Source organism: Nonomuraea sp. AD125B, from assembly GCF_041402765.1.
Classification (GTDB): Bacteria; Actinomycetota; Actinomycetes; order Streptosporangiales; family Streptosporangiaceae; genus Nonomuraea; species Nonomuraea bangladeshensis.
This window is the reverse complement of sequence record NZ_JBGLOU010000001.1, coordinates 762,889-776,200: the sequence shown is the minus strand read 5'-3', so window position 1 is coordinate 776,200 and position 13,312 is coordinate 762,889. Positions and strand designations below refer to the sequence as shown.

The 13,312-nt window shown below is 76.1% G+C and carries 10 protein-coding genes; 5 read left to right on the top strand and 5 right to left on the bottom strand.

The window, feature by feature from the left end; translation table 11 throughout:
* Window positions 1-50: 50 nt before the first annotated feature.
* The 3 genes from ACBR40_RS03530 to ACBR40_RS03520 are packed head-to-tail and all read left to right on the top strand — an operon-like array spanning window position 51 to window position 2,762.
* Entirely contained in the window at window positions 51-866 is an 816-nt protein-coding gene (locus ACBR40_RS03530) for an NAD(P)H-binding protein (protein ID WP_371247351.1), read from the top strand.
* Between the two features lie 40 nt (window positions 867-906).
* Complete coding sequence (locus ACBR40_RS03525) at window positions 907-1,761, top strand: haloalkane dehalogenase (RefSeq protein WP_344216342.1); 855 nt, start codon at window positions 907-909, stop codon at window positions 1,759-1,761.
* Window positions 1,762-1,817: 56 nt separating this feature from the next.
* The gene (locus ACBR40_RS03520) at window positions 1,818-2,762 is read left to right on the top strand and encodes a hypothetical protein (RefSeq protein ID WP_371247350.1); all 945 of its coding nucleotides are present in this window, start codon (window positions 1,818-1,820) and stop codon (window positions 2,760-2,762) included.
* Between the two features lie 15 nt (window positions 2,763-2,777).
* Here the strand turns inward: ACBR40_RS03520 and ACBR40_RS03515 are convergent, their stop codons facing one another.
* Entirely contained in the window at window positions 2,778-4,178 is a 1,401-nt protein-coding gene (locus tag ACBR40_RS03515; RefSeq protein ID WP_371247349.1) for a hypothetical protein, read from the bottom strand.
* A 99-nt stretch (window positions 4,179-4,277) separates the two neighbouring features.
* On the opposite strand from ACBR40_RS03515, the gene ACBR40_RS03510 reads away from it, so the two are divergent.
* On the top strand, window positions 4,278-5,825 hold the full coding sequence (locus ACBR40_RS03510; RefSeq protein ID WP_371247348.1) for a hypothetical protein: 1,548 nt from the start codon (window positions 4,278-4,280) through the stop codon (window positions 5,823-5,825).
* Window positions 5,826-5,999: 174 nt separating this feature from the next.
* Here ACBR40_RS03510 and ACBR40_RS03505 read toward each other — a convergent pair whose 3' ends face one another.
* Window positions 6,000-6,374: a hypothetical protein gene (locus ACBR40_RS03505; RefSeq protein WP_371247347.1), complete on the bottom strand. Its 375-nt coding sequence runs from the start codon at window positions 6,372-6,374 to the stop codon at window positions 6,000-6,002.
* Between the two features lie 66 nt (window positions 6,375-6,440).
* Here ACBR40_RS03505 and ACBR40_RS03500 point away from each other — a divergent pair, with 66 nt between their 5' ends.
* Window positions 6,441-7,391 carry an NAD(P)H-dependent flavin oxidoreductase gene (locus tag ACBR40_RS03500; RefSeq protein ID WP_371247346.1) on the top strand — a complete coding sequence of 317 codons (951 nt, stop codon included), beginning with the start codon at window positions 6,441-6,443 and terminating at the stop codon, window positions 7,389-7,391.
* Between the two features lie 326 nt (window positions 7,392-7,717).
* Here ACBR40_RS03500 and ACBR40_RS03495 read toward each other — a convergent pair whose 3' ends face one another.
* Genes ACBR40_RS03495 through ACBR40_RS03485 form a run of 3 tightly spaced genes read right to left on the bottom strand, consistent with a single transcriptional unit; the run spans window position 7,718 to window position 13,310 of the window.
* Window positions 7,718-9,952 carry a hypothetical protein gene (locus ACBR40_RS03495; RefSeq protein ID WP_371247345.1) on the bottom strand — a complete coding sequence of 745 codons (2,235 nt, stop codon included), beginning with the start codon at window positions 9,950-9,952 and terminating at the stop codon, window positions 7,718-7,720.
* Window positions 9,949-11,070, bottom strand: a complete 1,122-nt coding sequence (locus ACBR40_RS03490) for a VWA domain-containing protein (RefSeq protein ID WP_371247344.1) — start codon at window positions 11,068-11,070, stop codon at window positions 9,949-9,951. The genes ACBR40_RS03495 and ACBR40_RS03490 overlap by 4 nt, the downstream gene beginning before the upstream one ends.
* Entirely contained in the window at window positions 11,067-13,310 is a 2,244-nt protein-coding gene (locus tag ACBR40_RS03485) for a DUF5682 family protein (RefSeq protein WP_371247343.1), read from the bottom strand. The genes ACBR40_RS03490 and ACBR40_RS03485 overlap by 4 nt, the downstream gene beginning before the upstream one ends.
* Window positions 13,311-13,312 lie beyond the last annotated feature (2 nt).

Here is a 13,312-nt window from a genome sequence, read left to right as displayed (position 1 = left end):
TTTCGCTCCGATTCAGTCAGTCAGCTAACTAACTTCTGACGGAGGAAGCGATGATCGTGGTGACAGGGGCGACCGGCAACGTGGGCGGCGAGCTCGTACGGCTGCTGACGGCCGCGGGTGAGCAGGTGACGGCGGTGTCACGCAACGCCGGGACGCCCCTCGCCGGCGTCCGGCATCACCGGGGCGACCTGGGCGAGCCCGCCGGGCTGAAGGACGCCTTCACGGGCGCCCGCGCCCTGTTCCTGCTGGTCGCCGGCCAGGAGCCACGGGCGGTGCTGGACGCGGCGGCGGCCGGCGGGGTCCGGCGGGTGGTGCTGCTGTCGTCGCAGGGCGCGGGGACCAGGCCGCACGCCTACGCCCACGCGGCGGACTTCGAACACGCCGTACGGGAGTCCGGTCTCGCGTGGACGATCCTGCGGCCCGGCGGGTTCGCCTCCAACGCCCTGGCCTGGGCCGGGACCGTCCGGGCCCATCGGACGGTCGCCGCGCCCTTCGGCGACGTCGCGCTGCCCGCCGTCGATCCCGCCGACCTCGCCGAGGTGGCGGCCGTGACGCTGCGGGAGGACGGGCACGAGGGGCGCACGTACGAGCTGACCGGGCCCCGGGCGACCAGCCCGCGCGAACGCGCCGCGGCCATCGGGGCGGCGCTGGGGACGGAGGTGCGCTTCACCGAGCAGAGCCCGGAGGAGGCGCGGGCGGGGATGCTCACGTTCATGCCGGAGCCGGTCGTCGAGGCGACCCTCGCCATCCTCGGGAACCCGGTCGAGGCGGAACGGCGGGTCAGCCCGGACGTCGAGCGGGTGCTCGGGCGGGCGCCGCGCACGTTCGGCGACTGGGCCGCCCGCAACATCGCGGCCTTCCGCTGACCGCGACCTCATGACCCTTCACACCTGAACGGATCCGCTCATGCCCGTACTGAACGTCCTCGACTCCACCATGGCCTACCGCGAGCTGGGCTCCGGCGCGCCGACCGTCTTCCTGCACGGCAACCCCACCAGCTCCCACCTGTGGCGGCACGTCATGCCCGCCGCCGGGCCCGGCCGCCGCTTGGCCCCCGACCTCATCGGCATGGGCGAGTCCGGCAAGCCGCCCATCGACTACACCTTCGCCGACCACGCCCGCTACCTCGACGCCTGGTTCGACGCCCTGGAGCTCGACGACGTGCTGCTCGTGGGCCACGACTGGGGCGGCGCGCTGGCCTTCGACTGGGCCGCCCGCCATCCCGGACGGGTGCGCGGCATCGCTTTCACCGAGGCCGTGATCAAGCCCATGAGCTGGGAGGAGTTCCCGGAGGGCGGCCGGGAGCTGTTCCGGGCGATCAGGACCGAGGGCGTGGGCGAGTCCATGATCCTCGACGACAACGCCTTCCTGCGCGGCCTGCCCGCCACCATGGCCACTCCGCCGGCCGAGGAGGACCTGGAGGTCTACCTGCGGCCGTACCCGACGAGGGAGAGCCGGCTGCCGCTGCTGCGGTGGCCGCGCTCGATGCCGCTCGGCGGCGAGCCCGCGGACGTGGTGGCGAGGATGGAGGCGTTCGGGCGGTGGGCGGCCGGCAGCCCGGAGGTGCCGAAGCTGCTGATCGGCTTCCGGCCCGGCCCGGGCTCGATGTGGACGCCCGAGACGGTCAAGTGGTGCGTCGCCACCATGGCCTCGCTGGAGGTGCGCGAGCACGACGAGGTGGCCGGGCACCACACGCCGGAGGACCATCCGCTGGTCATCGCGGCGGACGTGGCGTCCTGGCCGCGGACCTCGACCCGCTGACGGCCGCCCGCCTCTACGATCGGAGGGCTCGCCCACCGGCTCAAGGAGAACGAACGATGGTCCAGGACGTCGCCGTCCACGCTCTGATCAGCGCCTTCGCGGGCGAGAACGTCGAGGCCAGGTTCACCGGCCCGACGACCGTCAGCCTGAGCGTGCCGGAGATCGGCGACGTCCCCGCCGACGTGACGACCTACACCGAGCACGCGGGCCTCCTGCCGCCGTCCGAGATCCCCGGGTTCGCCGCCGAGTTCGCCCGCGGCTTCGTGCAGGGGGTGCGCCGCCACCACAGTCGGGCCCAGGCCGTCGCCCAGGCGTCCGCGGTCGACATCGAACGGCTGCTGGCCGAGGACTCCCTGCGGATCCGCCTCTACACCGAGCAGGCGCTGGCCGACCCACCCGGCCTGCTCGCCGCCCTGACCACCCGCCCGCTCGCGCCGGGCCTGGTCGAGACGGTGGTCATGGACCTGCCCGACTCCATCGTGCCGCTCAACCGCTCCGACCTCGGCCACCGCACCGAGAACGAGGTGTTCGGCGCCGCGCTGCGCGCCTCCATCCACCGGGAGCCGCACTACGTCGAGACCCATCAGCTCTGGGGCGTGCCCATCATGCACATCGGGCAGACCCACCGCTACATCGGCGCCCACGCGCACGTGCTCGACCGGCATCTGCCGCACGTGGGGCTGGGCGCACTGGTGTCGTTCCCCGTCCCGGAGTACGTGCTGGTGCACGCCATCGGCGACGTGCACCTGGTCGCGGCGATGGAGACGATGCAGTCGCTCAGCCGTACGCATGTCGAGCAGGGCGAGCACCCGCTCACCCCGCAGGTCTACTGGTGGCGGCCCGGCCCGCACGAGGACCTGCCCGAGGAGCAGGCGCTCGGCAGCGGGCTCGTCCCCGACCTGCGTCCCGTCGAGATCGAGGTGGATCACGAGGAGAAGAGCGTCACGCCGCGCACCGCCGCGGCCGAGGAGCTGCTCACCCTCTGGACCCGCGACGTCTAGCCGGCGCGCGGTCCTTCACGCGCCGCGCACCGCCCGGTCGGCCTCCGCGACGAGGGTGCTCTTGCGGTACGGCTGCCAGGCCGTCCGCAGCGCGCGCAGCTCGCCCCGGACGCGGGCGGAGGCCACCAGCCGGACGTCCTCGCTCAGCCCGAGCACGGTCACCGCGGCCCGCTCGACGTCCCCGGCGCGCAGGAACGCGTGCGCCGCGCGCAGCCCGATGAGGGTGCGGGTGCGCCGCTCGACCGGGCGGCGGGCGTCCATGGAGGCGGCGAAATGGCGGGCCGCCCCCGCGTGGTCGCCGAGCCTGGTCAGGGTCAGCCCGATCTGGTGCTCCAGCGACTCGCGCCGGTAGTTGCCGGTCCACTCCGACTCGGGGCGGGAGTCGGCGCGTTCGAGCTGCGTCTCCGTACGGTGCAGCAGGCTCAGCGCGTCGTGGCGGGTGCCGGCGGCGGCGTGCGCCTCGGCGCGCATGCCGGTGACCCAGGCCTGCGTACGCGGCGGGCCGTGCCCGCCGAGCGCGGAGGCGGCCGCCTCGGCCAGGGCCAGCGCCTCCTCGTCGTGGCCCAGCTCGGCGGCCTGCACGGCCATGCTCCGCAGGGCGGTCGCGCGTGACACCAGGTCGCCGGCCTCGTCGGCGAGCCGGACGGCGCTGATGTAGTAGCGCTGGGCCAGGGCGTTCGCGCCCGCGTCCATCGCCATGTACGCGGCCAGATAGCTCAGCTCGCCCGCCGCCCCGAACAGGTCGGGGCGGCGGCGGCCGGTCGTGCCGTGCAGCAGCGGCGTGACCTCCCGCGCCAGGTAGGCGGCCACGGCGGCGCGGGCGTGGCCGCCGCCGTACTGGTCGTCGAGGTCGGCGAAGCCGGCGGTCGCGGCGCGGATCCTGGTGACGTCGGCCGCGCCCGCCCTGGCCGGAGCCCGTCCGCCGGACGTGATCCGCGCGGCCACCCCGGCGGCGACCTTCGCGGCGGCCGGGACGCGCGTCCCCGCGGCCAGGCTCGAGAGCGCGGCCAGCGTGAACGTGCCCGCCGTGAGCACCGCGCGCCGGTTCAGCAGGTCGTCCTCCCCCAGCGTGGCCAGGCGGGCCACCGGATCGCCGTGCCAGGGGTCGTCGGGCGGCGCGGCGCCGGGGTCCGGCCAGCCGAGGTGCGCCGCGGCGAGGTCGGGACGGCCCAGCCGCCGCCGGAACGCCTCCAGCACCGCGACCACCCCCTCCGGGCGCGGGACGGTGCCGGTCAGCCAGTGCCCGACGGCCGAGCGGTCGTAGTGAAGGGGGTCGCCGTTCGCGGCGGCGGCCGCGTTGACGTGGCGGGCGAGCGCGGCGTGGGTCCAGGCGGCCTGCTCGATCAGCGCGGCCAGGGCCCGGTTGGCGACGGGGTGGGTGCGGCGGGGCGGCATCGCGGCTTCACATCGCTTCACATCCTGGTGCCCTCGACTCTGCGCTCCACGCAGAGCACCGTCAATAGTGCGGAACGTGACACAGCATTCCGAAGGACGATTTATGGCGGGGGCGGCGACATGTACGGAGAGCCGGAGAAACGATCGTCCCGTCACACCGGCGCGGTCGTCGACAGGGACCGCGACCCCGGCGTGGTGCGGGACAGACGTTCGGACGAAGACCCCTGGGCGGCGCGGTGGGACGCGGAGGCCGTGCGGGAGGAGGTCCTGGGCGGCCGGCCGCTGGTCGTCGTGGACCGGTGCACCAGCGCGCTGCGCACCGGCTACACCGGCCCGTCCGCCGTGGCGGCGCTGCGGCCCGCGCTCGCCATCGGCTGCTACGCGGCCTGGGACCCCGCCCTGGCGGACCTGGTCGTCGCCGCCGAGGACCGCACCCGCGTCCGCTCGGTGGCCGAGCGCCACGGCTGGCCGCGCCGGGTGCGCCACGAGGCCGCCAGGCACCTGCTCAAGCTGGACCGCCCGCCGGTCGTCGTCACCGGCGGCGCGGACGTCCGGCTGGACGAGCTGACCGGTCCCGGCAGCACGGCCGCCTCGATCGATCCCGGCGTACGGGTCACGCTGGAGTCCAAGCCGCTCCTCGACGACCTCCTGCGCGCCGCCGGGGTGCCGGTCGTGTCGCGGGTCCGCAGCGTGCACGTGGACCGGCTGCCGTCGCCGGCCGAGCTGCGCCGCGCGGTCGGGACCGAGCGGGTGGTGGTGCAGGCGGGCGGGCCCGGCGGGAGCGGCACGGTGGTCGTGTCCGGGGAGGGTGACATGGGCCGCGCGGCGCGGCTGCTCGGGCCGTACCGGGTGGCCGCGTACGTGGACGGCTGGCCGGTCGCGATCACCGTGCTCAGCGTCCCGGACGACAGGGGCGGCGTCCGGGTGTACGCCGACCGGCCCGCGCACCTGACGACCGGCGTCGCCGAGCGGTCCGCCGGCCCAGTGAGCGCCGCCGGGGCCGACTGGTCGCGGCCCTGGCCCGCGCCCGCCGCCGCGCTGCTCATCGAGTGCGCCGAACGGGTGGCGCTCTGGGCCTGGCGCAGGTACGGGGCCGCCGGGATGTTCGGCCTGGACGCGCTCCTCACGCCGGACGAGCGGATCTACCTGACCGCGCTGCGGTGGCGGCGGCAGCGGCGCGACGAGGTGGAGGCGGCCAACCAGCAGGCGGTGGGGCTGCCGCCGTTCGTGCTGGGGCAGCTCGCGGTGATGCTCGGCCGGCCGGTGGGCTGGCTCGGCGACGCGGCGGAGTTCAACCAGCTCACGCTGCTGCGCGCCACCCAGCCCGGCGGGCCGTTCGCGGTGCGGCTGCGCCTGGCGGAGGGCCCGCCCGCGCGGATGGCGGGCGGGCAGGGCTCCGGCGTCTACCGGCTCGACCGGGACGGGCGGGCGCGCTGGGTGCGGCGCGCCGCGCATCCGGCGCAGGCCGCTTGCGACGACGGCGAGTTTCTGCTGGCCGACCTGCCGGGGCCGGACGTCGCCTGCCATCCCGGGGCCGATCTGGGCACGCTGGAGGGGGTGACCGGGGGCGGGACGCGGCCCTTCCACGGGCCGGCGAGCGTGTCGCCGTTCACCCGGGCGATCCTGTCGGCCGTGAGCGACCTCCTCGTGCCCTGGTCACGGCCGTAGCGGCTCGGCCCTCAGTGCCCTTCAGACCCCTCAGTGCCCTTCAGACCCCTCAGTGCCCCTCAGACCCCTCACTGCCCCTCAGACCCCTCAGATCCCTCGCCCGTCAGACCCCTCAGGCCCCCGAGGGGCCCTCACCCTCAGGGCACCCAGGCTCCCCAGGGCCTCCAGGGCCCCTTAGGGCAGGGCGGCCAGCACCCGCTGCCGCAGCAGCGTGTACTGCTCGCGGCAGCGCCGGGGACCCTCCGGCGGCCGCTGCTGGACGGTGCCGCCGGAGACGACCTCGTCGGAGCCGAACTGCTCGGCCGTGAGGTCGGTCTCGGTGCCGTCGGGCAGCCGGTTCCAGTAGTGGTAGGAGGTCCTGGCCCCGTCGACGTGGACCTCGCCGAGGATGAGGTCGCCGCCGAGCAGGTCCTGCACCACCAGCGCCGTCGTCCCGCACTGGCCCCTCGCCGGGTTGTCCGGCCGCCACTCGTCGAGGCTCGCGGGATCGCAGGTGTCCGGCCCCCAGGCGGCACGCAGCAGCGGCCGCAGCTCATCCACGTTCAGCATGCCGGAAGTGTCGCAGGCGGGTACGACAGTTTCCGTCGCTGCCGGGTGAGACGAAGGAGCAGAGCGATGCCGCGTACGTGGTTGACCGATCGGTTCGGGCTGGACGTGCCGCTGGTGGGGGCGCCGATGGCGGGGGTGAGCGACGGGAGGCTCGCGGCGGCCGTGTCCGCGGCGGGCGCGCTCGGCATGTTCGGGGTGCCGGCGAACGCGCCGGGCTCGTGGGTGGCCGAGCAGGCCGCCGTCGCCGCCGGGAGCGGGCGGCCGTACGGGGTCGGGCTGATGGCGTGGGCGCTGCCGGACAGTCCGGAGCAGCTCGACGCGGTGCTCGCCGCCCGTCCCGCGCTCGTCTCCGTCAGCTACGGCGACTTCGGCCCGTACGTGGAGCCGCTGCGCGGCGCGGGCATCACCGTCGCCGTCCAGGCGGGCACCACGGAGGAGGCGCTGGCCGCCGAGCGGGCCGGCGTGGACGTCGTCGTGGCGCGCGGCGGCGAGGGCGGCGGGCACGGGCGCGACGAGGTGGCGACGCTGCCGTTGCTGCAGAGCGTCCTGGACGCGGTGAACGTCCCGGTGCTCGCGGCCGGCGGCATCGCCACGGCGCGCGGCCTGGCCGCCGTGCTCGCGGCGGGCGCCGAAGGCGGGTGGGCGGGGACGGCGTTCCTCGGCTGCGCCGAGACGACCCTCGCCGGGCCGGCGCGGGCGCGGGTGCTGGCCGCCGCCGAGACCGGCACCGCGTACGGGCGGGTCTTCGACGTGGCCCAGCGCCTGGCCTGGCCGCCCGAGTACGGAGGGCGGGCCCTGCGCAACGCCTTCTTCGACCGGTGGCACGGCAGGGAGGAGGAGCTGGGCGCGGACGAGGCGGCACGGGCCGAACTGACGGCCGCACGGCGGGACGGCGACTACGACGCCGCGTACGTGTACGCGGGGCAGGCGGTCGGCCTGGTGCGACGCGAACGGCCGGCCGCCGAGGTGGTGGCCGGGTTCGCGGCAGTGGACGACCTACTGTCCCGCTTCCACTAACGCTGACGCCCGGGGTCGTGAGGTCTCCCGGCGTTGCCCCGGGCCGGACGCCTTCGGGTCCGGGGTCTGCCGGCCTTTCCCGGGCCGACGCGCCTGGGCCCGACGTCTCCCGGCCTGCTCAGGCCTGGCGCTTTCCGGCACGACGGCTTCCGGCCTTGTCCCGGCCCTGACGCCCCCAAGCACGACGCCTCCCGGCCTGCTCGGGCCTGACGCTTCCCGGCGTCGTCCCGAATCTGACGCTCTCAGGCCCGACGTCTCCCGGCCTTATCCCGGGTCTGACGCCTTGGGCCCGGCGTCACGGCCCTGACGTCGTACGTCCTACGTCCTCAGCTCAGCTCCAGGGCGATCTCCGCGCGCAGGTAGGCGTCGGCCCAGGTTCGGTCGGCCGCTTCGGCGGAGCCGGTGGTGCGGGCGGAGGCGAAGGCGGTGAGGGCCGCCGCGACGCGGTGCAGGCCGAGCACCGTCAACCGGTGCGCGGCGGCGTCGAGCCGGGTGTCGTAGGTGGGCGGCAGGTGGGACAGGCCGTGGTGGGCGGCCTCGGCGAGCAGCGCGCGGGCGTGGGTCAGTGCGGCGGTCAGCGGTGGTTCTGGCTCCTCGTCCCATGTAGGCGTCAGCGTGCCGCCGGTGGCGGGCCGCAGGTCGGGGACGATCACGCGGTCGCCGGCCGCCAGCCCGATCGGCTCGATGACGATCCCGGCCCCTGCCCGGCCGCCCCCAGCCCGGCCGCCCCCAGCCCTGCCGACGACGCCGCTGACGAAGCGCGGCTCCCCCTCCTCCCCGGCGAGTACGGCGGCCAGCGCGTCGAGCCGGCCGGGCGCGGCGGCGGCATGGGTGGCGCTGACCGTGGCGAGATTGCCCGCCCGGTCCGCGACGACGGCATCGAGCCGTTGGTCGCCGGGCGCGTACGCGATGGACTCGACCCCCGCGACGGCGACGGCCCTGACGAGCTCGGCCTCGACGCGCGGCCGGACGGGGCGAAGCGGGAGGGCGTCGAGCTCGCGGCCGAGCACTTCGAGATCCGTCACCTTGAGTGACGGCGGCAGGGCGTCCCAGTCGCCCCGCGACGCGCTCACCTCGGTCCTGGAGACGCGCCCGGTGGCCAGCCTGACCGTACGGCTGGCGCTGCGTACGGCGGACTCGGTGACCACGGTGCCGGCGGCCAGCCCGGCCAGTGTGGACGTGGCGATCCGCCGCCGGGCCAGCGCCGCCCCGTCGTCGTCGCCCTCCCACTGGCGGCGCAGGACCAGCACCATGGCGGCGTCGGCGTGGGCCAGGTAGATTTCGGCGATCCGCCGGTCGCCGAGAGCGCGGACCCGGCAGCCGAGTGCCTCCAGCCGGGCCCGGCGCAGCGGGGTCTCGGCGGCCTCGGTGGTGCCGAGCACGCTGCTGCGCGGGGCGACGTCCTGGCGGGTCGCCGCGCGGTGACGGGCGTGCAGCTCGGCGAGGTGCCCGGCGAGCAGTTCGGGACGGTAGTGGGCGGCGCGGTCGCGGTAGGCGGCCAGTTGCTCGGCGAGATCGCCGACGGCCAGCAGCGGCCAGCGCAGCCCGTCGGCCTCCAGGTGGCGTGAAACGTCGGCGACGGTCGCCTCCAGGCCCTGGCCGAGGTGCGCCGCGCCCTCGCGCAGGACGGTGCCGGCCAGTGTGAGGGCGCGTTCCAGCCCGGCCACTGCCCCGGCCACGGCCTGTCCGCCGACATCGACCCGGGCGTCGGGAACGCCGGGGTGCAGTTCGTCGGCGACCCGGAACGCCCACACGGCCAGGGCGATGACGTCGTCACGGCTGCCCGCGACGGCGTCGGTGTGTACGAACCCGAGGTCGCCGGGAACCAGGAAGCGCACGGTCGCGGTGGGCAGCTCGACCTGCGGCACCGGCTCAGCGGGGGTCGCCCGCCGGATCCGGGCGGTGTAGCCGGCCCGCTCGGTGCGGCGGGCGGCGCTCATCAGCCGTGCACCGAGCCTGGCGGCAAGCTCGTCGTCGGTGACCTGTCCCGGCGACCAGGGCGCTGGTTCCTCCCCCGGCAGTACGGGCGTCCCGGACGGTTGCGCGGCCGGTGAGCCAAGCGCCGCAGAACCAGGCACCGCTGAGCCGAGCGCCGCACAATTAGGCGCCCCAGAACGCGGCGCCGCTGAGCCGAGGACTGCAGAACCAGGCTCCGCAGAGCCGAGCGCTGCGGAGCCGGGGACCTCGGAACCGGGCGCAGCAGAACTCGGCGCCACAGACGCGGGCTTCGCGGGGCCGAGCGTCGCGGAACCGGGCTCCGTAGAACCAGAGGCGTCAGAACCCGGCACCGGGGAGGCAGGGGCGGCGTGCTGGCTCTGGTAGGTGAGGATCACCGCGATCACGTGCCGGCAGACGCCGGTCGCGCCGCAGGTGCAGTGGCCCGCGTCGAGGCCCCCCGGCGGGAGGCTCGTGTCGGGGCCGCCGGGGAAGCCGCCGTGCACGGTGCCGTCGGCGTCGAGCCGCAGCTCCGGCGTGGCCTCCTTGGCCGCCCGTTTGACCAGGCCGCGGTTGGTGAGCGCGGCCAGGGAGTCGGTGGTGAGCGCGAGCAGGTCGGTCCTCATCGGCCCACGTGCTCCGCGACGAAGGACGCGAGCTCGCCGGGCGTCATGGCGCCCACGTGCGCGCCGGCGTTCGCCAGGCGTTGCCCGAGCTCCCGGTCGTAGGCGGGGTCGGCCTGCTCGTCGAGCGCGGCCAGGCACAGCACCTTGCTGCCCTGCTCGGCCAGACCGCGCACGACCCGTACGAGCCGGTGCGGGTCGCCGCCCTCGTAGAAGTCGGAGATGAGCACGACGATCGCCCGGCGCGGCTGCTCCACCAGGCCGGCCCCGTACGCCGCCGCGCGCGCGATGTCGGTGCCGCCGCCGAGCTGGACCTTCATCAGCAGCTCCACGGGATCGTCGACGTCGGAGGTGAGGTCCACCACCTCGGTGTCGAACGCGACGAGGTGGGTGCGCACGCCGGGCAGCCCCCACAGGCAGGCCGCGGTGACGGCCGAGTGGATGACCGACTCGACCATGGACCCGGACTGGTCGACGAGCAGGATCACCTGCCACGGCTGGAGGTGGCGGCGGGTGCGGGAGAAGAACAGCGGCGTCTCGATCACCAGCTTGCCGGTCTCCGGCTGGTAGCGCCCCAGGTTGGCGCGGACGGTCCGCACCACGTCGAAGTCCCGGGCCCGCCGCAGTCGCCCGGCCCGGCGCGCCCTGGCGCCGGTGAACGCGCTGCGGACCTCGGTGGCGAGCTTTTCCATGAGCTGCCGTACGACCTGCTCCACGATCCGCCTGGCCAGCCGCAGCACCTGCGGGTTCATCAGGTGCTTGGTGCGCAGCACGGCCTGGAGCAGCGCGGGGTTGGGCTCGATGCGGGCCAGCACGTCGGGGTCGGTGACGATGTCGTGGATCTCGTAGCGTTCGACGGCGTCGCGCTGCAGCCGCTCGACGGTCTCCTTGGGGAAGAGCCGAGCGATGTCGTCGAGCCAGCCGAACGTGGTCAGCGACGACGGCCCGGTGCCGCCCTGCCGGCGTACGCCGCGCCTGCGGAGGTCCTCGTCGCGCCCGTAGAGCCAGTCGAGTGCGGCGTCGCGGGCGGCGGCCCCGGGGCTGAGCGGCTGCCCGCCGAGGCAGGCGGCGCCCGGCTCGCCGAGCAGCAGCCGCCAGCGTTCGAGCGTGGGGTCGGTCATCGGGGGATCAGTCCTTCCCTGCGCAGTGCGGCGTCGACCCGCTCGTCCAGCGCCATGCCGGCGGCCACCAGCTCCGGGGCCGCGTCCAGTCTCATCAGGTCGTAAGGAGACGCGCCGCCGCCCCGCAGCCCGGTCAGCCGGGTGGCGATGAGGTGCCGCTCGCGGGGCGGGAAGAAGCCGAACGCCTGGCGCAGCGCGGGCAGCGCCACCAGGAAGTCGTCGTCGGCCAGCGCCGCGACCAGCTCGTCCAGCAGCTCCAGCACGCCGGCGGTGTGCAGGACCTCCTCGCGGGCGAGCGCGAACAGCCCGGCCAGCCAGTCGCCCGCCGTGGCGGGGACGAACGCGCCGCGTACCGCCCGTCCGGGGTCGCCGGCGGCGTGGCCGCGCAGCGACCAGGCCAGGCCCAGCGCCGCGCCCCGCAGGTCGGGCGGCGCGTCCCGGCAGGCGGCCACCCGGTCCGCGACGCCCAGCGCCGCCTCCGTGTCCAGGCCGAGCGGCGGGCCGGCGTGCCTGAGCGCGTCGCGGACGGCGGCCATGGCCTCGATCCGCCGCAGGTCGGCCGGCGCGGGCCCGCCGCGTACGCCTTCGGCCAGCCACAGCGCCCGCTCCGCCGTGGCCCGTACGACGGCGCCGAGGAGGTCGCTGCCGCTGGTGCCGAACAGCTCGCCGTGTCGCCACATGGCGAGGACGACGGCGAGGGTGCGGCCCAGCGCGCCCAGGTCGGCGGCCCGGCCGACGGCCCGCGCCAGGTCGTCCAGCACCTGCCCGGTCAGCTCGCCGACGCCGCACAGCGCCGCGTCGAGCAGGACGCCGGCCAGCTCGTCCAGGTCCGCGCCGGGGACGCGCCCGGCGAGCACGGCCGCCGCCGCCTCCTGCGGATCGACGCCGTACACCCCGGCCTCGATGAGGGCGGGCAGGCGGTCCTCGGAGTCGGACAGCTCCCACCGCTCGGTCAGCTCCGTGCCGCCCGCCGGGCTCGGCCCCGAGATGCGCAGCACGCCGGGGATGCCCAGCACGCGCAGCCGGTGCAGCAGCCGGCTGCGCTCGCGGCCGGCCTCCTCGCCGAGGTCGAGGCGTTCCTCGCCGGGCTCGCCGAGGACGGTGAGGACCGCGTGGACCAGCGGCGGCAGCGGGGTGTCCTGGTGCAGCCGGCCGGTACGGTCGCCGCTGAGCGCGGCGATCATCTCGACGATGACCGGATGGGCGCCGGCCTGGAGCGGGCCGCGGCTCGCCCAGGGCAGCGGCGTCTCGATCGCCTCGCTGACGAGCGCGCCGGCCAGGCCGTCGAGCACGTCCACGCGGGCCGGGTGGCGGTGGCCGCGCATCAGCGCGAGCCCGTCGGCGGCGGCGCGGGCCGCGATCAGGTCGGCGGTCGAGACCGGCTGGCGACGGGCCCGCAGGCGGGCGACGACCGTCTCGGCGAGCAGCCGGCCGGCCCCGGCGGGGCCGTGCTCCCACAGGTGCTGGTAGTAGCCGGGCGACGGCATGCCCGCCTGGTAGCCGTCGAAGGCGTCGAGCCGCCGGAACGAGTACGGCACCAGGTAGCTGCGGGCCGTCGCGCCGTCGGGCGGCCGCGGCACCTCCGGCCAGCTCCGGTCCCCGTCCTCGGCGAGCCGGATCAGCGCCGGGCGGTGGAAACCGCCGGTGACCACGACCACCGGCCGCCCGTCCGCGTGGGCGGCGGCGGCCCTGACCCAGTGGGCCATGTACGCCTCGCGGGCGGTGTCGTCCGGCCCCGCCTCGGTGTCGCCGCGCAGCAGGTCGAAGTAGACGGCCAGCCGCTCGGCCAGCCCGTCGGCCGGCTCGATCTCGAACAGGTGGTCCCACAGGGCGTCGGCGTCGTCCACGGCGAAGTCGCGGCACAGCCGGGCGGTGACCTCGCCGTAGCGGGCCTCGGCGTCGGCGTACCGGTTGCGTACGCCGGCCAGCGCGGGATGCCAGGCGGGCAGGTCGATGAAGCGCAGCTCGGCGCCGGCGGCGCGGCCCGCGTTCAGCGCCGTCCACTCCGGGGAGTAGTCGCAGAACGGCGTCCACGAGCCGTGCCGGCGGCCGGGGGCGCGGTAGCCGGTGTGGACCGCGATCGGCGGCTGGTGGCCCAGCAGCAGCTCGTCCATCCGGTCGTTCATGTCCGCCGGGCCCTCGACCAGCACGTACGCGGGCCGTACGGCGGCGATGGTGTCGGCGGCCAGCCGGGCGCAGGCGGGGCTGTGGTGCCGCACGCCGAGGAACGTGACCGTCATCG

Bases quoted from the DNA above. Each gene is read 5' to 3' on its own strand.
- ACBR40_RS03505 (WP_371247347.1), bottom strand. From the start codon at position 6,374: ATGCTGAACGTGGATGAGCTGCGGCCGCTGCTGCGTGCCGCCTGGGGG.
- ACBR40_RS03525 (WP_344216342.1), top strand. From the start codon at position 907: ATGCCCGTACTGAACGTCCTCGACTCCACCATGGCCTACCGCGAGCTG.
- ACBR40_RS03530 (WP_371247351.1), top strand. From the start codon at position 51: ATGATCGTGGTGACAGGGGCGACCGGCAACGTGGGCGGCGAGCTCGTA.
- ACBR40_RS03500 (WP_371247346.1), top strand. From the start codon at position 6,441: ATGCCGCGTACGTGGTTGACCGATCGGTTCGGGCTGGACGTGCCGCTG.
- ACBR40_RS03510 (WP_371247348.1), top strand. From the start codon at position 4,278: ATGTACGGAGAGCCGGAGAAACGATCGTCCCGTCACACCGGCGCGGTC.
- ACBR40_RS03485 (WP_371247343.1), bottom strand. From the start codon at position 13,310: ATGACGGTCACGTTCCTCGGCGTGCGGCACCACAGCCCCGCCTGCGCC.
- ACBR40_RS03520 (WP_371247350.1), top strand. From the start codon at position 1,818: ATGGTCCAGGACGTCGCCGTCCACGCTCTGATCAGCGCCTTCGCGGGC.
- ACBR40_RS03495 (WP_371247345.1), bottom strand. From the start codon at position 9,952: ATGAGGACCGACCTGCTCGCGCTCACCACCGACTCCCTGGCCGCGCTC.
- ACBR40_RS03490 (WP_371247344.1), bottom strand. From the start codon at position 11,070: ATGACCGACCCCACGCTCGAACGCTGGCGGCTGCTGCTCGGCGAGCCG.